The 19,956-nt window shown below is 69.4% G+C and carries 15 protein-coding genes; 3 read left to right on the forward strand and 12 right to left on the reverse strand.

Annotation, left to right across the window (positions count from 1 at the left end; genetic code table 11):
* Complete coding sequence (locus tag AC0IY1_RS10660) at positions 1 to 939, forward strand: phosphotransferase (RefSeq protein ID WP_471769419.1); 939 nt, start codon at positions 1 to 3, stop codon at positions 937 to 939.
* A 56-nt stretch (positions 940 to 995) separates the two neighbouring features.
* Positions 996 to 1,799 carry an inositol monophosphatase family protein gene (locus AC0IY1_RS10665; RefSeq protein ID WP_471769421.1) on the forward strand — a complete coding sequence of 268 codons (804 nt, stop codon included), beginning with the start codon at positions 996 to 998 and terminating at the stop codon, positions 1,797 to 1,799.
* A 309-nt stretch (positions 1,800 to 2,108) separates the two neighbouring features.
* Here the strand turns inward: AC0IY1_RS10665 and AC0IY1_RS10670 are convergent, their stop codons facing one another.
* The 12 genes from AC0IY1_RS10670 to urtA form a co-directional block, all read right to left on the reverse strand.
* A complete protein-coding gene (locus AC0IY1_RS10670) occupies positions 2,109 to 2,336 on the reverse strand; it encodes a hypothetical protein (RefSeq protein ID WP_055949744.1) in 228 nt (75 codons plus the stop codon).
* 144 nt (positions 2,337 to 2,480) lie between these two features.
* Entirely contained in the window at positions 2,481 to 5,417 is a 2,937-nt protein-coding gene (locus tag AC0IY1_RS10675; protein ID WP_471769422.1) for a PAS domain-containing hybrid sensor histidine kinase/response regulator, read from the reverse strand.
* A gap of 190 nt (positions 5,418 to 5,607) precedes the next feature.
* On the reverse strand, positions 5,608 to 6,660 hold the full coding sequence (locus tag AC0IY1_RS10680) for an aliphatic amidase (RefSeq protein ID WP_055949747.1): 1,053 nt from the start codon (positions 6,658 to 6,660) through the stop codon (positions 5,608 to 5,610).
* Between the two features lie 79 nt (positions 6,661 to 6,739).
* Complete coding sequence (locus AC0IY1_RS10685; RefSeq protein ID WP_471769424.1) at positions 6,740 to 8,218, reverse strand: carbohydrate porin; 1,479 nt, start codon at positions 8,216 to 8,218, stop codon at positions 6,740 to 6,742.
* Positions 8,219 to 8,360: 142 nt separating this feature from the next.
* Complete coding sequence (locus AC0IY1_RS10690; protein WP_082512899.1) at positions 8,361 to 8,684, reverse strand: FmdB family zinc ribbon protein; 324 nt, start codon at positions 8,682 to 8,684, stop codon at positions 8,361 to 8,363.
* A gap of 218 nt (positions 8,685 to 8,902) precedes the next feature.
* Positions 8,903 to 10,132 (reverse strand): formamidase, encoded by a 1,230-nt coding sequence (fmdA, locus tag AC0IY1_RS10695; RefSeq protein WP_055949752.1) that lies wholly within the window; start codon positions 10,130 to 10,132, stop codon positions 8,903 to 8,905.
* A 128-nt stretch (positions 10,133 to 10,260) separates the two neighbouring features.
* Complete coding sequence (locus AC0IY1_RS10700; RefSeq protein ID WP_471769443.1) at positions 10,261 to 11,277, reverse strand: alpha/beta fold hydrolase; 1,017 nt, start codon at positions 11,275 to 11,277, stop codon at positions 10,261 to 10,263.
* Between the two features lie 29 nt (positions 11,278 to 11,306).
* Positions 11,307 to 11,996 carry an urea ABC transporter ATP-binding subunit UrtE gene (gene urtE / locus AC0IY1_RS10705; RefSeq protein WP_471769445.1) on the reverse strand — a complete coding sequence of 230 codons (690 nt, stop codon included), beginning with the start codon at positions 11,994 to 11,996 and terminating at the stop codon, positions 11,307 to 11,309.
* Positions 11,997 to 12,082: 86 nt separating this feature from the next.
* Entirely contained in the window at positions 12,083 to 12,868 is a 786-nt protein-coding gene (gene urtD, locus AC0IY1_RS10710) for an urea ABC transporter ATP-binding protein UrtD (RefSeq protein WP_055949758.1), read from the reverse strand.
* 8 nt (positions 12,869 to 12,876) lie between these two features.
* A complete protein-coding gene (gene urtC, locus AC0IY1_RS10715; RefSeq protein ID WP_055949761.1) occupies positions 12,877 to 14,031 on the reverse strand; it encodes an urea ABC transporter permease subunit UrtC in 1,155 nt (384 codons plus the stop codon).
* A 14-nt stretch (positions 14,032 to 14,045) separates the two neighbouring features.
* A complete protein-coding gene (gene urtB, locus AC0IY1_RS10720; protein WP_055949763.1) occupies positions 14,046 to 14,972 on the reverse strand; it encodes an urea ABC transporter permease subunit UrtB in 927 nt (308 codons plus the stop codon).
* Positions 14,973 to 15,105: 133 nt separating this feature from the next.
* Positions 15,106 to 16,365 (reverse strand): urea ABC transporter substrate-binding protein, encoded by a 1,260-nt coding sequence (urtA, locus tag AC0IY1_RS10725; RefSeq protein ID WP_055949766.1) that lies wholly within the window; start codon positions 16,363 to 16,365, stop codon positions 15,106 to 15,108.
* Positions 16,366 to 16,751: 386 nt separating this feature from the next.
* Here urtA and AC0IY1_RS10730 point away from each other — a divergent pair, with 386 nt between their 5' ends.
* A complete protein-coding gene (locus AC0IY1_RS10730; protein ID WP_471769447.1) occupies positions 16,752 to 19,892 on the forward strand; it encodes an ATP-binding protein in 3,141 nt (1,046 codons plus the stop codon).
* Positions 19,893 to 19,956 lie beyond the last annotated feature (64 nt).

Below are 19,956 nucleotides of genomic sequence, written 5' to 3' on the forward strand. Positions count from 1 at the left end.
ATGAGCTGGACACGCATGGGCGAGGGGCGGGGCGCCGCCGAGCAGGCCCTGGAGGCGATCCTCGCCCGGGTGCCGGCCTGGGCGGGCGCCCCCCTGCGCTACCGCGCCGTCTCGGGCGGCATCAGCAACACCAACTGGCGGGTCCAGGCGGGGGAGGGCACGGACGTCTTCCTCAAGGTCCCGGGGCGCGGCACGGAGATGTTCATCACGCGGGACGCCGCCCACGAGGCGAGCCGGCGGGCGGAGGCCTGCGGCTTCGGGGTGGCGGTGCTCGACTACCTGCCCGAGGACGGCGTCGAGATCTTCGCCTTCCTGGACGACTTCCGGGCCTCCTCGAACCTCGACTTCCTGCGCCCGGTCGTGCGCCACAACGCGGTCCGGGCCCTGCGGGCCTTCAACGATGCGCCGGCCCTGACCCTGACCAAGACGATCTTCGACATGATCGAGGAGCATGTCGGGCAGGTCGAGGCCGTCGGCGGCCGGGTGCCGCCGGATTCGGCCTTCCTGATGCGCCGCTACGGCCAGGCCAAGGCGGCGCTCCTGGCCTCGGGCCTCGACCTCGTGCCCTGCATGAACGACACGCTGGCCGGCAACTTCATGCTCGACGGGCAGGACCATGTCCGCCTCGTCGACTTCGAGTACGCCTCCAACAACGAGCGCGCCTACGAGCTCGCCCTGTGGTTCGACGAGATGGCGTTCTCGGCCGAGGTCGAGCGCGAGATGATCGCGGCCTATTGGGGCCGCTGGACCCCGCAGATCCACGCCCGCACCGAGGTGCTGAAGGCTTTGGGCGACCTCAAATGGGCGACCTGGGCGATGATCCAGGAGCGGGTATCGACCCTCGACTTCGACTACTACAAGTACGGGACCTGGAAGCTCTCGCGGGCCCGGACCCTGTTCCACCATCCCGACTGGCCGCGCTGGCTGCGACTGCTGTGACCGCCGCCCGCGCCGCCGTCCCGTTCCCGCGTTCCCCTTCGCGCAAGGCCGATCCCATGTTCCCGACCCTCGCCCCACCGGCGGGCTTCGACGCCACCCCCGATGGGCTGATGGCCTTCGCCCACCACCTCGCCAACAGCGTGCGCCCCCTGGCGCGCCGGCACTTCCGCACGCCCCTGGCCGTCGAGGCCAAGGCCGATGCGAGCCCCGTCACCGAGGCCGATCGCGGCATCGAGGCTCGCTTGCGGGCCGAGATCCGCCAAGCCTACCCGGGGCACGGCATCCTCGGCGAGGAGGAGGGCGGCGACTTCGCCCACGACCTGACCTGGGTGGTGGACCCCATCGACGGGACCCAGAGCTTCATCACCGGCATGCCGCTCTTCGGCACCCTGATCGCCCTGGTGCGGGGCGGGCGGCCGATCCTCGGCCTCATCGACATGCCGGCCCTGGCCGAGCGCTGGCACGGCAACGGCAGCAGCGCCTGGTTCGGCGGCAAGCCGATCCGCACCAGCCGGCGCGCCCTCGCCGAGGCCCGGCTGTTCGCGACCTCCCCCGACCTGTTCAAGGGGGCCGACGCCGAGGCCTTCGCGGCCCTGAGCGCCGCCGTGGGCCTGCGCCGCTTCGGCGGCGACTGCTACGCCTACGGCCTCCTCGCCTCGGGCCATTGCGACCTCGTGGTGGAGGCCGGCCTCAAGGTCTACGACGTCATGGCCCTCGCCCCCGTGGTGGAGGGGGCCGGCGGCGTGATGACCGACTGGGCCGGACGTCCGCTCACCCCGGACTTCGACGGCCGCGTCATCGCCGCCGCCAACCCGGAGCTGCACGCGGCGGCGTTGCGCCAGCTGACGGGGTTTGCCTGAGGCGACCATCCCGAACCGACGACGCTCGCAAGCTCTGCCCCCTGCGGGTCTGGATCCCGGGCTCCGCTGCGCCGTCCCGGGATGCCGCGGGGCTGCCCGCGAACGTCGCCGGCCAGGCCGCGCCAGCCGCGACCGCCCTGCCTTGCAGGCGATAAAGTCCGTCGTATAGCTGCCGAGGGCCGCGATCCGACTCCGCCCTCACAGCGGCGGAACCGCCCCGGACTGGGGGTCGATCAGGGCTGATCCCGCAGGGGGGACACCGCATCGCGATCCGGTCCAGCGCCCGGGGAAGGGGGCGAGGGCGAGCGCTCAGTGCCCGAGGCCGACAGCGCCCCGGGCCTCGAAGAAGGCGGCGTCGCTGACCCAGCTCTCGTCCGAGGCGACCAGGCGGAGCACGCCGGCGCTGTCGTCGAGGGCGTCGAGGAGCGGGCCGAAGGCGCGCCGGACATCATCATCGAAAGTATGGGCGAACTCGTCGCGCAGCTCATAGCCAATCTTCGCCAAAACCAGGAGCGATTTGAAGCCCAAATCCTGCATTTCGGTCCCCTGCGATGTGTTGTTTCCGGTCGTTACTGAGCGCTCCACTTTCAGCGCGAGGATCTTAACAAGATGCTAACGACGGTAGTCTTGCCCTGCGTGCAGCGATCGCCGGGGACGCGGGACCCGCCCGGTCCCCGAGCGTCAGTCGGCGCCCTCGATCAGGCCGCGGATGCGGGTGGCGAGGGCCTCCAGGGCGAAGGGCTTGACCAGCACCTGCATGCCGGGGGCGAGGTGGCCGTGGTTGAGGGCGGCGTTCTCGGCATAGCCGGTGATGAACAGCACCTTCAGGCCCGGGCGGGACACCAGGGCCGCCTCCGCCATCTGGCGGCCGTTCATGCCGCCGGGCAGGCCGACATCGGTGACGAGGAGGTCGATGCGCACATCGGATTGCAGCACCTTGAGGCCCGAGGCGCCGTCGGCCGCCTCGATGGCGGCGTAGCCGAGATCCTCCAGCACCTCGGTCACGAGCATCCGCACCGTGGGCTCGTCGTCCACCACCAGCACCGTCTCGCCGACCTTGGCCCGGGCCGCCTCCGACAGGTCCGGCACCGTCTCCACCCCCTCCGCCTCGCCGAGATGGCGCGGCAGGTAGATGCACACCATCGTGCCCTCGCCGGGCTCGGAATAGATCCGGACCTGGCCGCCCGACTGCTTGGCGAAGCCGTAGATCATCGACAGGCCGAGGCCGGTGCCCTCGCCGAGGGGCTTCGTGGTGAAGAACGGATCGAAGGCCTTGGCGGCGACGTCCGGGGTCATGCCGGTGCCGTTGTCCGAGACGCAGAGGGCGACGTACTGGCCCGGGTCGAGGTCGCGCTCGCGGGCCCCGCGGGCGTCGAGCCAGCGGTTGCCGGTCTCGACCACGATGCGGCCGCCCTCCGGCATGGCGTCGCGGGCGTTGATGCAGAGGTTGAGCAGGGCGTTCTCGAGCTGGCTCGGATCGACCAGGGTCGGCCACAGCCCGGCGGCGCCCACCACCTCCACCGAGACCGCCGGACCCACGGTGCGGCGCACCAGCTCCTCCATGCCCTCGACGAGGCGGTTCACGTCGGTGGGCTTCGGGGCCAGGGTCTGGCGGCGCGAGAAGGCGAGGAGGCGATGGGTCAGGGCCGCGGCCCGGCGCGCCGCCCCCTGCGCGGCGCCGATATAGCGCTCCAGGTCGCCGACCCGGCCCTGGAGCATGCGGGTCTGCATCAGCTCCAGGGAGCCGACGATGCCCGCCAGCATGTTGTTGAAGTCGTGGGCGAGGCCGCCCGTGAGCTGGCCCACCGCCTCCATCTTCTGCGACTGGCGCAGGGCCTCCTCGGCCCGCATCAGCTCGGCCGTCCGCTCGGCGACGCGCTGCTCCAGGGTCTCGTTCAGGCTGCGCAGCTGCTCGGTGACGCGCGCCCGCTCGGCCTCGCCGGCGCGGCGCTCCTCCACGTCGATGAGCACGCCGGGAAAGCGCAGGGGGGTCCCGTCCGGGCCGTGCTCGACGCGGCCGTTGGCTTCGAGCCAGTAGTAGCGGCCGTCGGCGCGGCGGGTCCGGTACTGGTGCGCGTAGGCGCCGCCCCGGGCGATGGCGGCCTGGATGGCCTCGGCGAGGCCGGCGCGGTCGTCCGGGTGCACGGTCTCCACCACCCGGGCGAGGCTCAGGCCCTCGCGCCCGGCGGCGGGATCGAGGCCGAAGCTGCGGGCGAAGGCCTCGTCGACGCTGAAGCGGTCGGTCGGCAGGTCCCAGAGCCAGGTGCCGATGATCGCCCCGGCGGCCAGGGCGAGCTGCACCCGCTCGATGTTCTCCCGGGCCAGGGCCTCGCTGGTGCGCAGGGCGTCCTCCGCCCGGCGGCGGGCCGAGATGTCCCGGAACAGCACCGAGACCTGGCGCCGGCTCGCCGGCTCGATCCGGGCGGCGGAGACCTCGATGTGACGCCCGGCCAGGGGGAAGGCGCGCTCGAACCGGATCGCGGTGCCGGTGCGCAGGACGCCGCCGTAGAGCTCGAGCCAGCCCTCGGCCTCCGCCGGCGCGAGGTCGCGCAGGGTGCGGCCGACGATGTTCGGGATGCCGGTGTGGCGCTCGTAGCCGGCATTGGCCTCGAGATGGACGAAGTCGCTGGCCGGACCGTGCGGTCCGTCGAAGAACTCGATGATGCAGAAGCCGTCGTCCACGGCCTCGAACAGGGCGCGGTAGCGCGCCTCGCTGGTGGCCAGGGCGTCGCGGGCGGAACGCGCCTCGGTGACGTCCCGGGCGATGCCGGAGAAGCGCAGGGGGCGCCCCGCGGCATCGCGCTCGATCTCGCCCCGGCGGGCGATCCAGCGGAGTTCGCCGGAGTCGGGCCGGCGGATGCGGTACTCGACGTCCCGGGGCGGCTCGCCCCGCCGGCGGCTCTCCGCCGTGGAGACGAGGTGGGCATCGTCGGGGATGACCAGGCGCTCGAAGGTGGAGGCCGGGTAGGTCGCGGCCTCGGGCAGGCCGTAGAGGCGGCAGAATTCCGGGGTCGGATGCAGGATGCCGTCGTCGATGCCGACCGAGAACACGCCGATGCCGCCGGCCTCCTGGGCGCGGCGCAGGCGCATCTCGGCGTCCTGCAGGGCGTCCCCGGCCCGGTGCTCCGCGGTGCGGTCGCTCACGACCTTGACGTAGCCGATGTGATGGCCGTCGCCGTCGCGCAGGGGCATCATCTCGCCCGAGGCCCAGAAGCGCGTGCCGTCGGCGCGCAGGTGCCAGCGCTCGTCCTCGGCGCGGCCCTGCTCCAGGGCGAGGCGCATCTCGATCCCGGGCCGGTCGATCGCGCGATCCTCGGGGGTGAACAGGTCGGCGATGTTGCGCCCGCGGATGTCGGCGGCGCTCCAGCCGAAGATGCGGGCGGCGCCGGCGTTCCAGTCGGTCACCACCCCGTCCCGATCCGTGCCCACGATGGCGAAGCGGGTGGTGCTGTCGAGGATCGCCTGCCGGTGCGGCACCGGGTCGGACCCCGGCGCGGCCCTGTCCGGCGCAGCGCCCGGCTCTCCGGCGGACCGGCGCGCCGCGTCCCGCAGGCGCGCGGCGTCCCGCTCCAGATCCGCGGCGCGGCGCAGGAGCGCGTCGGTCTCGGGCTGGCTCATGCCGGGACGTCCATCCTTCCGGGGTGTCGATCAGGGGCGACGGGTCTCGCCACGGGCGGTAGAGGGGCTGCCCGCCCGGGTCAAACCGGGCGGGGCGGACCCGCCGCCGCGAAACGGCGAGGGCCGGCCCCGCGGCGGCGGAACCGGCCCTCGATCCGGATCGGGCGTGGCGCGCGCGCCACAGCGCCGCTCACCGCGGGTCGGGCGGGCCCTCGCCCTTGCCGACGAAGGGGATGCCCTCGATCGGGCATTCCTCGGTGCCCACGCTCTGGCGGGTGATGGCCCGCACGGCGTCGCGGGCGGCGTCGGGATCCTCGATCCAGCGGCGGTAGAAGTCGTAGGGGCATTCCGACAGGCCGTGCCGGTTCTCCTTCGAGGCGATCATGCCGGTATAGCCGCGATGCAGCAGCTTGAAGAGGTGGTTCTCCGACTGCCCGTGGGCGCGGGCATCGCGGATCAGGAACTTCGACAGGGCGGCGTACTGGATGCCCATCTCCTCCTCGCCGCACTCGCCGAGGGTGCGGCCGTCGAAGCCGATCACCGCCGAGTGGCCGAAATAGGTGTAGACCCCGTCGAAGCCGGCGGCGTTGGCCACCGCCACGTAGGTGTTGTTGGCGAACGCCATCGCCTTCGACATCAGGATCTGCTGCTCCTTGGCCGGATACATGTAGCCCTGGCAGCGGATGATGAGCTCGGCCCCCCGCATGGCGCAGTCCCGCCAGATCTCCGGGTAGTTGCCGTCGTCGCAGATGATGAGGCTGATCTTCAGGCCCTTGGGGCCGTCGGAGACGTAGGTGCGGTCGCCCGGATACCAGCCCTCGATCGGGGTCCAGGGCATGATCTTGCGGTACTTCTGCACGATCTCGCCCTGGTCGTTCATCAGGATGAGGGTGTTGTAGGGCGCCTTGTTCGGGTGCTCCTCGTGGCGTTCGCCCGTGAGGGAGAACACGCCCCAGACCTTCGCCTTGCGGCAGGCGGCGGCGAAGATGTCGGTCTCCGGCCCCGGGATCGTGGTGGCGGTCTCGTACATCTCCGCCGCGTCGTACATGATCCCGTGGGTCGAGTATTCGGGGAAGATCACCAGGTCCATGCCGGGCAGGCCGGACTTCATGCCGATCACCATGTCGGCGATCTTGGCGGCGTTCTCCAGGACCTCCTCCCGCGTGTGCAGGCGGGGCATCTTGTAGTTCACGACGGCGACGCCGACGCTGTCCTGACTCGACGAAATGTCTCCGTGCATCATGGCGTGATCCTCCGGTTTCCAGACGTGGCGCGTGCCGCGGGGTCGCGCGGCACGCGCGGGGACGAGGTCCCCCGGGGCCCTAGCCCGGCGCGAGGCCGAGGAGGGTTCCGAGGGGAACCACGAGGGTGAAGCCGCCATAGACGCCGTCCTTCGGCCGCCGGGCGGTGTAGGGATTCCAGAACGAGTTCGGATTGACGACGTACTGGACCACGGGCTCGAGGATCACGCCGGCCCCGACATCGATGTGGGCGTTTGCCTCGAAGATGAACTTGTCGCGCGAGAACGGCGCACCGGAGCCGCCCGCGAAGGCGTTCGCGTCCGCCAGGAAGTCCGCGTAGTTGGCGTTGATGCGCTGCCAGTTGGCCTTCAGCCCGTAGGTGTCGTTGGGCCGGGTCTGGTCGGGCGATTGCAGCAGGATGCCGGCGAACGAATTGAACCGGATCGGGATCGTCGGATCGAAGGCGTAGCCGGTGCCGGTGTAGACCGCGATCGCGGCCGGGTGGGGGTTGGCCGCCTCGGCGCCGCCGTCGGCGCGCCAGACCGTCTGCGAGGCGGTGAGCACCACGCCCGAGGTGCCCGACTTCTGCAGGGCCGGATCGCCGGGGAAGAGGCCCTTGGAGCGGCCCAGCGCCGTCTTGAAGTTATCCTCGTGGTCGGCGGTGTTGTAGAAGCCGGTGAGCGAGACGCGGCCCGGATAGGCTTCCTGGGAGAAGTCGGTCTTGCGGCCGATCTCGGTCATGACGACGGCGCCGGCGAGGCGCTCGTAGCCGAAATCATAGCCCGACAGCACGTTGGTGTTGGGGTTCACGCTGAAGGCGCCGGCCTGGATGTAGGTGGTCGGCGAGAGCTTGTAGGCGACGTTGGCGCCCCAGACCCCGTAGAGCGGCGAGGTGAAGCCGGCATTGAAGTAGAACATGTCCTGGAAGCAGGAATTGATCGAGTTGCACGGCGGCAGGCCGTAATACCGGTCCGGATGCGTGCGCCCGACCTCGACCACCAGGCGGTCGTCGAGCAGCTTCTGCTGGTAGGTGAAGAGCGACAGCCGGGCGAAATTGGGGTTGTAGGGCGGCTGGTAGCCGACCGTGGTGTCGCCGATGTCGGCGGCCATGTTGAGGTTGCGCACCAGGCCGAAGAAGGTCTGGGTGAAGTTGATCGTCCCGCCCGAGATGCCGGCGAGCTTCTGCATGTCGGCGGTCATCGAGAGTACGAAATAGGCCGAGTTCGACTGCTCGCCGGGCCGCAGGCCCATGCTCGGGTTGGCTTGGTAGAAGTCGTAGACGTTGACGTCGAAGGTCAGGCCGCGGGCCGCCATCTCGGTGGCCCAGGGCGCCAGCGGGCCGACGCGAACCGGGTCCTTCGGCTTGTCGGCGATGGCCGGGTCGGTGCGCGGCTGGGTCTGCTCGTTGAGCTGGCCCACCGGCGAGGCCGTCTGCGCCAGCGCCGGCCCCCCAGCCAGGACACCGGCGGCCGCCAAAGCCGCCGACAGGAGGGCATCCCGGGCGGCGCCCCATTCCGTCCGACGCCTCGGCACCGGTCCCCGTTCGATTCTCTGGATCATCGTACCACCCCGCGTTCCAGCATCGATCCCGTCTCAGACCCATCGCATCCACTTCAGGCGTGGAATTATATCTCGATAGGCCCAGACACTGTGCAGATCTGCTGTCGGGAAATACTTTGCAAAGGTAATGCCAGTGCTTAATTTAGTGGCTAATCATCCAGGGACGTGCAGATGGAAAGCTTTTAGCGGCTGGCGTTGCTTGCGTTTTGGCCTTCGTCGACCCGCTGCAGCAGCCGCACCCGGCCCCATGCCCGGACACCCGTCGGGGCGCGTGACGGCTGCGCTCGTTGGTGGCGTGCGCCTTGCGCAGGCCCGCATCCATGGAGGCGAGGTTCGGCGCGGTCAGGAAGGCGCGGCCGCAGGTGGTCCCGCAATCCGGGCAATCGTGCGGATCCTGGAACTCGGCCATCGGGCGCAGCACCGTGAACGGGCCGCAGGCGTCGCAGGCGTAATCGTAGACGGGCATCGGGGCCTCTCGGTGATGTCTGCTGGAGGGCGGGCGGCGGCACGGCTCGCCTCCCCGGCGGATCTCGGACCGCCGTGAGATCCGTCGAGCGCGTGGGGAGGCGGTGGAGGGAGGGGTCGTTCCGAGAGCCTGCGCATCCCAAGGGGCGCCCAATCCGCCGCCCTGACCCCGCCCCACGAGGGGGAGGGGGATCGGCACCGGATCGGGCGCGCCGGTTCTCAGAGGTCCGGCGACAGGGGCATCTGGATCGAGCCGTCGAGGAACTTCGTCGGTCCGTCGGCACCGGGATTGATGTCGAAGTCGAAGATCTTCGTCGGGATCCAGAGGGTGGCGCAGGCGTTCGGGATGTCGACGACCCCCGAGATGTGACCCTGGACCGGCGCGGTGCCGAGGATCGAGTAGGCCTGGGCACCCGAGTAGCCGAACTTCTTCAGGTACTCGATCGCGTTGAGGCAGGCCTGGCGGTAGGCCACCGTCACGTCGAGGTAATGCTGCTTGCCGTACTCGTCGACGGAGACGCCCTCGAAGATGAGGTGGTCGTCGAACTTCGGCGTGATCGGCGACGGCTTGAAGATCGGGTTCTTGATCCCGTACTTGGCCATGCCGTCCTTGATCAGGCTGACCTTGAGGTGGACCCAGCCCGCCATCTCGATGGCGCCGCAGAAGGTGATCTCACCGTCGCCCTGGCTGAAATGCAGGTCGCCCATCGAGAGGCCGGCGCCGGGCACGTAGACCGGGAAGTAGATCTTCGAGCCGCGCGACAGGTCCTTGATGTCGCAATTGCCGCCGTGCTCGCGCCCCGGCACGGTGCGGGCACCCGTGGCCGCCGCCGCGTCGCGGCCCTCGCCCTTGAGCCGGCCCATATGGGCGGTCGGCGCGAAGGGCAGGGTGGCCAGCGCCGGGACCCGATTGGGGTCGGTGTCGAACAGCGCCTTCTCGCGGGTGTTCCAGGTCTCCAGCATCTTCGGATCGGGCAGGCAGCCGATCAGGCCGGGATGGATCAGGCCGGGGAAGCGCACGCCGGGGATGTGGCGCGACTTGGTGAACATGCCCTCGAAGTCCCAGATCGATTTCTGGGCCTGGGGGAAGTGCTCGTCGAGGAAGCCGCCGCCGTTCTTCTTGGAGAAGAAGCCGTTGAAGCCCCACTGGCTCTCGGGCTTGGCGCCGATGTCGAGGAGGTCGACCACGAGGAGGTCGCCGGGCTCGGCGCCCTCGACGCCGATCGGGCCGGAGAGGAAGTGCACGATCGAGAGATCGATGTCGCGCACGTCGTCGGCGGAATCGTTGTTCTTGATGAAGCCGCCGGTCCAGTCATAGGTCTCGACGATGAAGTCGTCGCCGGGCTTGACCATCGCCACCATGGGGATGTCGGGGTGCCAGCGATTGTGCACCATGTCGTTGTCGTAGGCCGATTGGGTCAGATCGACCTTGATCAGGGTCTCGGGCATGTTGCGTCGGTGCTCCCTTCCCAGACGTGAGGACACGCGTCCCCGTTCTCGCCGGCGGTGAGATCCGTCGGCGGGTGATGTGCCGGTGGTCGTCGGGCCGGGCGCGGTGCACCCCGGCCCGGGGCCGGTCAGCTCGCGAGCAGCGCCTTCAGGGCTGCGTCGAGTGTGGCGATGTCGTCGGGGCTCGTGCCGGGACCGCCTGCGAAATGACCCCACCAGGTCTCGATGACGCGCAGCTCCGCGTTCGGCATGGCCGCCGCCTCGAGGGCGTTGTCCTCGGGGGGAAAGTAGAGGTCGGTGGAGGCAGGCATCAGGATCGCCTTCGCGCGGATGGCGCCGAGGGCGGCCTTGAGATCACCGTTGAAGCGGTCATTGGCGCTGATGTCGCCGTTCTGCCAGGTCCAGAGCATGGCCAGAAGGTCGTTGGCGTCCCGGGTGTAGAACAGCCCCTCCCAGAACCCGACCAGGAAGTCCTCCAGCGAGGCGTAGCCCATATGGGTCTTGTCGGCCTCGATCCGGTAGAAGGTCTGCGACAGGCCCCAGCCGGCATAGACCCGGCCGAAGGCGCGCAGGCCCCGGTTCGGCGGGCGGGTGTACCAGCCCTCGGCGTAGGCGGCATCGGCCTGCAGGGCGGCCTTGGCGCCTTCCAGGAAGACGAAGTTGTGCCGCGAGCACTTGGCCGAGCCCTGAAACGGCAGGATGCGCGGCACCATGTCGGGGTAGAGCGCGCCCCAATGGTAGGTCTGCAGGGCGCCCATCGACCAGCCGGTCACCAGCACCAGGGTCTCGATGCCGAAACGCTCGGTGACGAGCCGATGCTGCGCCGTGACGTTGTCGTAGGCGGTGACGTTGGGAAAGCGCGGCCCGTTCCAGGGCGGCGGCGTATTGCTCGGCGAGGACGAGAGCCCGTTGCCGAACATGTTCGGGATGATGATGAAGTACTTGTCCGGGTCGAGGGCCTTGCCGGGGCCGATCAGCCACTCGTTCTCGGTGTGCTGGCCCGAATACCAGGTCGGGTAGACGATGGCGTTGTCCCGGGCGGCGTTGAGCGTGCCGAAGGTCTTGTAGGCGAGCTTGGCGCTGCGCAGCGTCTTCCCGCACTGGAGGACGAAGTCGCCGAGCTCGAAGATCTCGTAATCGGCCATCTCGGCCCCTTTCGGCATGTCGGGTCCCGTCAGACGGAGAGGAAACGGGCGACCTGGGCCTCGTCGATATCGGCGCGCAGGGATTCATGGACGATGTGGCCGTTCTCGATCACCAGGACCCGGTCGGCGACATCGAGGGCGAAGCTGAGCACCTGCTCGGAGACTACGATGGACAGCCCGCGGTCGTCGCGGATCTTCTTCAGGGTGCGGCCCATCTCACGGATGATCGAGGGCTGGATGCCCTCGGTGGGCTCGTCGAGGAGGAGGACCTTGGGCCGGCTCGCCAGCGCCCGGGCAATGGCGAGCTGCTGCTGCTGGCCGCCCGACAGGTTGCCGCCGCGCCGGCCCTTCATCTCTAGGAGGACCGGGAACATCGTGTAGAGTTCCTGCGGCACCCGGCGCTCCCCGGTGACGGTGAGCCCGGTTTCGATGTTCTCCTGCACGGTCATGGCGGAGAAGATCATCCGGCCCTGCGGCACGTAGGCGAGGCCCTTGGCCACGCGCTGGTGGCTCTTCAGGTCCTCGACCCCGGCGCCGTCGACCTGGATCGTCCCGGACTTGACCGGCACGATGCCCATCAGGGTCTTCATCAGCGTGGTCTTGCCCATGCCGTTACGGCCCATCACGGCGACGATCTCGCCGGGCGCCACGGCGATGTCGAGGCCGTGCAGGACCTCGCTCTGGCCATAGGCCGCGTGCAGGTCGCGGATCGCCAGCATCGGCGGGACGCCGCCCTGGATCAGGGGCGCGGGCGAGAAGGCCGGCGAGGGGGCGGGCGTGGTCTGGAGCATGGCGCCGTTTCCTCTCAGTGGCCGAGATAGACTTCGATGACCTTCGGGTCGTTCTTGACCCGCTCCATCGAGCCCTCGGACAGGACCTTGCCCTGGTGCAGCACGGTGACCCGGTGGGCGATGTCCTCGACGAACTTCATGTCGTGCTCGATCACCAGCACCGAGCGGCCCTTGATGATCTGGTTGAGCAGCTCGGCGGTCTTGATGCGCTCGCCGACGCTCATACCCGCCACCGGCTCGTCGAGCATCAGCAGTTCCGGGTCCTGGATCAGCAGCATGCCGATCTCGAGCCACTGCTTCTGGCCGTGGCTGAGGAACTCGGCCCGCTCGAGGAGCTGGTCCTTGAGGAAGATCATGCTGGCGACCTCCTCGATGCGGTCGCGGACCTCGGCGTCGCGCTTGAAGGTGAGGGCGCCGAAGACCGAGCGGCCCCGCGGAAAGGAGATCTCCAGGTTCTCGAACACCGTGAGGTCGTCGTAGATCGACGGGGTCTGGAACTTGCGGCCGACGCCGGCCTGGACGATGGCGCTCTCGGAGAGCTTGGTGAGTTCCTGGCCCTTGTACTTGATGGAGCCGGCGCTGGCCTTGGTGCGCCCGCAGATCAGGTCGAGCACGGTGGTCTTGCCGGCCCCGTTGGGACCGATGATGACCCGGATCTCGTTGGGGTCGACGTAGAACGAGACGTCGTTGACCGCCTTGAACCCGTCGAAGGAGACGGTGAGGGATTCCACCGCCAGGAGGAAGTCCTTCTCGGCCGGATCGGCGCCGATGCGGTGCGAGGGCAGGAGGGCTGCGTTCATCGGAGGTCCTACTCGGCCGCGTGGGTCAGGGCGACGGCGGGGGCGGGCTCCAGGGCCTTCACACGCCGGGTCAGGCGGGGCTCGACGTAAGTGCGGTAGATGCCCGCCAGGCCGTTCGGGAAGGCCAGCACCACGGCGATGAAAAGGGCGCCGAGACCGAAGAGCCAGAGCTCCGGAAAGCTCTCCGAGAAGCTGGTCTTGGCCCAGTTGACCAGGAGGGTGCCCCAGACGGCGCCGAACAGCGACAGGCGCCCGCCCACGGCGGCGTAGATCACCATTTCGATCGAGGGCACGATGCCCACGAAGGAGGGCGACATGAACCCGACCTGCAGGGTGAACATCGCCCCCCCGATGGCCGCGAACACCGCCGCGAGGCAGAACGCGAAGGTCTTGAAGCTCGCCACCTGGTAGCCCGAGAACCGGACCCGGTCCTCCTTGTCGCGCATGGCCAGGAGGATGCGCCCGAGCTTCGACTTCTTCACCATCTGGGCGAACAGGATGCAGCCGACGAGCAGCCCCGCATTGACGAAGTAGAGGATGTTGTGGGCGCTGTCGGTGCGGATGTCCCAGCCGTGCAGGGTGCGCAGGTCGGTGATGCCGTTGATGCCGCCGGTGTAGCCCTGCTGGCCGACGATGAGGATCGTCAGGATGGCGGCGATGGCCTGGGTGATGATGGCGAAGTAGGTGCCGCCGACGCGGCGGCGGAACATCGCCGTGCCGATGACGAAGGCGAAGAGCGCCGGCACCACCAGCACCGCCAGGAGGGTGAAGGGCAGGCTCTGGAACGGCTTCCAGAACCAGGGCAGGGCGGTGATCTGGTTCCAGTCCATGAAGTCCGGGATGCCGGGCGTCGACTGGATCTTGGTGTTCTCGATGCTGGAGGCCTCCAGCTTGAGATACATCGCCATCAGGTAGCCGCCGAGGCCGAAGAACACGCCCTGGCCCAGGGAGAGGATGCCGCCGAAGCCCCAGCAGATCACGAGGCCGAGGGCCACGAAGGAATAGGTTAGGTACTTGCCGACGAGGTTGAGGCGGAAGGCGTCGAGCAGCAGCGGCAGCACCACGAAGATGACGGCCACGAGGAGCGCGAGGCTCACCCATTCCATCGGCTTCATGAAGGGGTTGTCGTTCACGACGGGGGTGGGGGATGTGGAGCGGGTCATGACGTTCAGGCTCCTCAGCGCCGGACCTTGAGGGTGAAGAGGCCCTGCGGCCGCAGCATCAGGATGCCGACCACCGCCAGCAGCGTGATCACCTTCGCGGTGGAGCCCGAGAGGAAGAATTCGAGGGTCGACTGCGTCTGCGAGATCGAGAAGGCCGAGGCGATGGTGCCGAGCAGGGAGGCGGCGCCGCCGAAGACCACGATCAGGAAGGTGTCGACGATGTAGAGCTGGCCCGAGGTCGGCCCGGTGGAGCCCACCATGGTGAAGGCCGAGCCGGCGATGCCGGCGATGCCGCAGCCGAGGCCGAAGGTCAGGCGGTCCACCTTCTCGGTGTCGATGCCGACGGCGCCGGCCATCGCGCGGTTCTGCACCACGGCGCGGACCTGGGCGCCGAAGCGGGAGCGGTACATCAGGATCGCGACGCCGACGGTGATCAGGGTGGTGATGGCCATCACGAACATGCCGTTGATCGGGATCTCGATGGTGTCGGTGACCTGTACGGAGCCGATGAGCCAGGCGGGCAGCTCCACGCCGACCTCGCGGGCGCCGAAGATCGAGCGGTAGGCCTGCTGCAGGATCAGCGAGAGGCCCCAGGTGGCCAGCAGCGTGTCGAGCGGGCGCTTGTAGAGGTGGCGGATCAGCGCCCATTCCACCAGCATTCCGAGCGCCCCGGAGGCCAGGAAGGCCAGGGCCATCGCCACGAAGAAGTAGGCCGGGAACAGGGCCGGCAGGTGACTCTGGAAGAAGCCCGAGCAGAGATAGGTCATGTAGGCGCCGAGGATCATGAACTCCCCGTGGGCCATGTTGATCACCCCCATCTGGCCGAAGATGATCGCAAGCCCCAGGGCCATCAGCACGTAGACCGAGAACAGGATCAGCCCGGCGAAGCCCTGCATCGCGAAGATCGCGCCAAGATCACCGAGGGAGTAGTCGCCGAACATGGGTTCGTTCTCCGAAGGATGCCGCCGAAGGATGTGCAAGCATCGGGCCGATCAACACCGTAGACGTCCCCCTCCCCACGCAGGGGGAGGGGGGAGCAGGTCCGGGGGGAGCGGGTTCTACTGGTAGCTGGCTCTACTGGTAGCCCTTGGGGAACGGATCGGGCTTGATCAGCTCGGGGCTCGTGTAGACGATCTCGAACTGGCCATCCGGCAGCGCCTTGCCGACGCGGGTCTTCGACCAGAGGTGATGGTTCGGATCGATCCGGACGTAGCCCTCGGGCGCGGCCTTGAACTCGAGGTCCGGCGAGGCGGCGACCACCTTGTCGACGTCGAAGGAACCGGCCTTCTCGCAGGCCATCTTCCACAGGAACGGCCCGAGATAGGCCGCCTGGGTCACGTCGCCGATGACGGTCTTCTCGCCCCACATCTTCTTGAAGGCCGAGACGAAGGCCTTGTTGTTCGCGTTGTCGATCGACTGGAAGTACTTCATGCAGGAATAGGCGCCGGCGATGTTCTCGCCACCGATGCCGTCGATCTCGTCCTCGGTGACCGAGATCGTCAGGAGGATCTGCTTCGACAGGTCGATGCCGGCCGCCTTGAGCTGCTTGTAGAACGCCACGTTGGAGCCGCCGACCACGTCGGCGAAGATCACCTTCGGCTTGGTGAGCTTGATCTTGTTGATCACCGAGTTGAACTGCGTGTGGCCGAGGGGGAAGTACTCCTCGCCGACGACCTTGCCCTTGAGCACGTTCTCGACGTGCTTGCGGGCGATCTTGTTCGAGGTCCGGGGCCAGATGTAGTCCGAGCCGATGAAGAAGAACGTGTCGCCGCCCTTCTCCTTGTTGACCCAGTTCAGGCCCGCGAGGATCTGCTGGGTGGCCTCCTGGCCGGTGTAGAAGACGTTCTTGGACTGCTCCAGGCCCTCGTAGAAGGTCGGATAGTACAGGAGGCCGTTGTACTGCTCGAAGACCGGCAGGGCGGCCTTGCGCGAGGCCGAGGTCCAGCAGCCCATCACGGCGGCGCAGTGATCGTTGACGAGGAGCTTCTTGGCTTTCTCCGCGAAGGTCGGCCAGTCGGAGGCGCCGTCCTCCTGGATGATCTTGATCTTGCGGCCGAGCACGCCGCCCGCCTCGTTGATCTGCGAGATCGCGAGCTTCTCGGCCTGGATCGAGCCGGTCTCGGAAATCGCCATCGTGCCGGTGGCGGAGTGCAGGATGCCGACCGTGACCTCGGTGTCGGTCACCGCGAGGCCGGTGGTGTTCACCGCCGAGGTCGGCGGCGCGGCCGCGAAGCTCATGCGCGGCATCAAGGCGATCGCCGGAGCGCCGGCCAGACCCATGAGAAGCCTGCGCCGGAGCGCCGATTGCAGGCCGTTGCCCTTGTCCTCTGCCATCGTGCCCAAAACCCCTGTCGGTCGTCGCACGGCGCATCGGACGGCCGTGGATCGACGGAGCGGAGGCTAGGCCGCGTGGTGCGGTGCGGCCTATACGCTGTTTTGCGTATGTCGGACCCCGGCGGACGGGCCCATGCTGTCGAACTCCCCGCGAGTCTCTCCCCACAAGGCTTCGGACGCCGCCGCTCCGGACCGCACCCCGCGGGACCGATCGCCCCGGAGGCCATCGCCGCTCCGCCCGCCGAGCGCGGCGCGCGCCCGCATGGGCGCACGGGAATCCGGGCACGGTCCTTGCGTAGCTGGGGAGGACGGAGCGCCGCGGTTTCGGACGAGCCGGGATGCCGCGCCAGACCCTGCGCCGCATGATACCGTCCCCGCCGAACACGATGACCGAGCACCAGCGTATCCTGCCGATCCGGCGCGACTACAACCGCCTCGTCGCCGACGAGACGCTGGAGGACTATGCCCTGCGCTTCACCGCCAAGAAGGCGCGGCGCTGGTCCGGGTTCCGGGTCGCCCAGACCGCCCTCGGGTCGCTTTCCTTCCTGGCCCTGGAGGCGATCGGCGGCACCCTGGTGCTGACGGTCGGGTTCACCAACACCCTGGCGGCGCTCCTGGTGGTGAGCGCCATCATCTTCGCCACCGCGACGCCGATCAGCCTCTACGCCGCCCGCTACGGCGTCGACATCGACCTCCTCACCCGAGGCGCCGGCTTCGGCTATATCGGCTCGACCGTGACCTCGCTGATCTACGCGAGCTTCACTTTCCTGTTCCTCGCCATCGAGGCGGCGATCATGGCCCTGGCCCTGGAGCTCTGCTTCGGGCTGCCGCCGAGCCTCGGCTACCTCGTCAGCGCCCTCGCGGTGATCCCGCTGGTCGTCTACGGCATCGCCATGATCAGCCGCTTCCAGCTCTGGACGCAGCCGGTTTGGATCGTCCTCAACCTCATCCCGCTGGCCTGCATCGCCTGGGCCGGGGACGCGCCGGTGGCGGCCTGGCTCGCCCATCCGGGGGCCGACGGCCTCGGCGGCTTCGACTGGCCCCGCTTCGGGCTGGCCTCCGGCATCCTGCTGGCGCTGCTGGCCCAGGTCGGCGAGCAGGTCGATTTCCTGCGCTTCGTGCCGGCGCGCGCCCCCGAGCGCTCCGGGCGCTGGTGGGCGGCGGTGCTGGGGGCCGGCGGCGGCTGGATCCTGCCCGGGATGCTCAAGATCCTGCTCGGGTCGTTCCTGGCGGTGCTCGCCATCGCGCACGGCGTCCCGGCCGAGCGCGCCGCGGAGCCGACCCAGATGTACGCGGTGGCCTTCGGCTACGTGCTGCCCTCGGGGTTCGGCGCCGTCGCCCTGATGACCCTGTTCGTGGTGGTCTCGCAGCTCAAGATCAACGTCACCAACGCCTATGCGGGCTCGATCGCCTGGTCGAACTTCTTCTCGCGCCTGACGCACAGCCATCCGGGCCGCGTGGTCTGGCTCGTCTTCAACGTCGCCATCGCCCTGCTGCTGATGGAGCTCGGCATCGACAAGACCATCGTCAGCACCCTGTCGCTCTACGCCGTGGTGGTCTCGGCCTGGGTCGGCGCGCTGGCGGCGGACCTCGCCATCAACAAGCCCTTCGGCCTGTCGCCCCCCGGCATCGAGTTCAAGCGCGCCCATCTCTACGCCATCAATCCGGTGGGGACCGGCGCCATGGCGCTGGCGATCCTCAGCGGGTTCGTGGCCCATGCGGGCGGGTTCGGGGCGCCCGCCGTGCCCTTCGCGCCAATGCTGGCCCTGGCCGTCGCCTGCCTCGGCGCCCCCGCCATCGCCCTGGCCACCGGCGGGCGCTACTATCTCGCCCGCACCCCGCGCACCGACTGGCAGGGCGCGGCCGAGATCACCTGCCGTGTCTGCGAACACCCGTTCGAGCCCGAGGACATGGCCCAGTGCCCGGCCTATGCCGGGCCGATCTGCTCCCTGTGCTGCTCCCTCGACGCCCGCTGCGGCGACCTCTGCAAGCCGCACGGACGCCTGGAGGCCCAGGCCCAGAGCGTGCTCGCCCGGGTCGCCCCGGCCCGCACCGCCGCCTGGATCGGCGCGCCGCTGGGCCGCTACCTCGCCCTGATGCTGACCCTGGTGGTGGCGATCGGGCTGATCCTCGGCATCGTGCATGCGGGGGCCAGCGCCGAGCATCCCGAGCACCGCGCGGTCCTCGGCGCGGCGCTGACCAGCGTGTTCCTGATCCTCATCGTCATCCTGGGGATCGTCGCCTGGCTGTTCGTGCTGGCCCAGGAGAGCCGCCGGGTCGCCCTGGAGGAGACCGCCCGCCAGACCGGGCTCTACCAGGCCGAGATCGAGGCCCATAAGGTCACGGACGCCAAGCTGCAGCAGGCCAAGGAGGTCGCGGAGGCCGCCAACCTCGCCAAGAGCCGCTACGTGGTCGGCATCAGCCACGAGTTGCGCACGCCCCTCAACGCGGTGCTCGGCTACGCGCAGCTGCTCGAGGGCGATCCCTCGATTCCGGCCCCGCGCCAGAACGGGATCCGGGTCATCCGGCGCTCGGCCCAGCACCTCTCGGGCCTGATCGACGGCCTCCTCGACATTTCCCGGATGGAGGCCGGACGGCTCCAGATCCACCGCAACGAGGTCCGGCTCGCCGATTTTCTCGACCAGATCGTCGACATGATCCGGCTCCAGGCCCAGGGCGCCGCCCTGGCCTTCCGCTTCACCCGGCCCGAGACCCTGCCGGCGGTGGTCGCCACCGACGAGAAGCGCCTGCGCCAGATCCTGCTCAACCTCCTGTCGAACGCGATCAAGTTCACCCCCGCCGGCACGGTGACCCTCGACCTGACCTACCGCAACCAGATCGCGGTGTTCACCATCAGCGACACCGGCCTCGGCATCCGCCCGGACGACCTGGAGCGCATCTTCGAGCCCTTCGAGCGCGGCTCCCTGGCGGCGGCCCGCTCCACGCCCGGCACCGGCCTCGGACTGACCATCGCGCACCTGCTGGCCCAGGTGATGGGAGGCGAGATCACGGTGGAGAGCGAGGTCGGGCGCGGCACGCGCTTTCGCGTGCGCCTGATGCTCGCCTCGGTGGCGCGCCCGAAGCCGGTCCTGACCCAGGCCAGCGCGCCGGCGCGCACCTATGCGGGGGCCCGCCGCACCATCCTGGTGGCCGACGACGATGCCGCCCATCGCGGCCTGATGCGCGACATCCTCGAACCCCTGGGCCTCGTGGTGCTGGAGGCCGGCGACGGCCCGGCCTGCCTGGCGCTGGCGGCGACGCGGCCGCCGGACCTGTTCCTCCTCGACATCGCCATGCCGGGCATGAGCGGCTGGGTGCTGGCGAAGGCCCTGCGCGAGGCGGGCCAGACCGGCCGCATCGCCATGATGTCGGCCAACGTACACGAGATCAGCCCGTCCCGCGGGAGCGATGCGCCCCACGACGCCATCATCGCCAAGCCCTTCGACCTGCGCGACTTCCTCGAATGCGTCACCGGGCTCCTCGGCCTCCACTGGACCGCGGGCGAGGCCCCCGCGCCCGAGCGGTGATCGAGGGTTTGCTGGAGCCCGCCGATGGCTGAGGCGCCGCGCGATACCGTCCTGGTGGTCGACG

This window comes from Methylobacterium sp. AC690 (assembly GCF_979256535.1).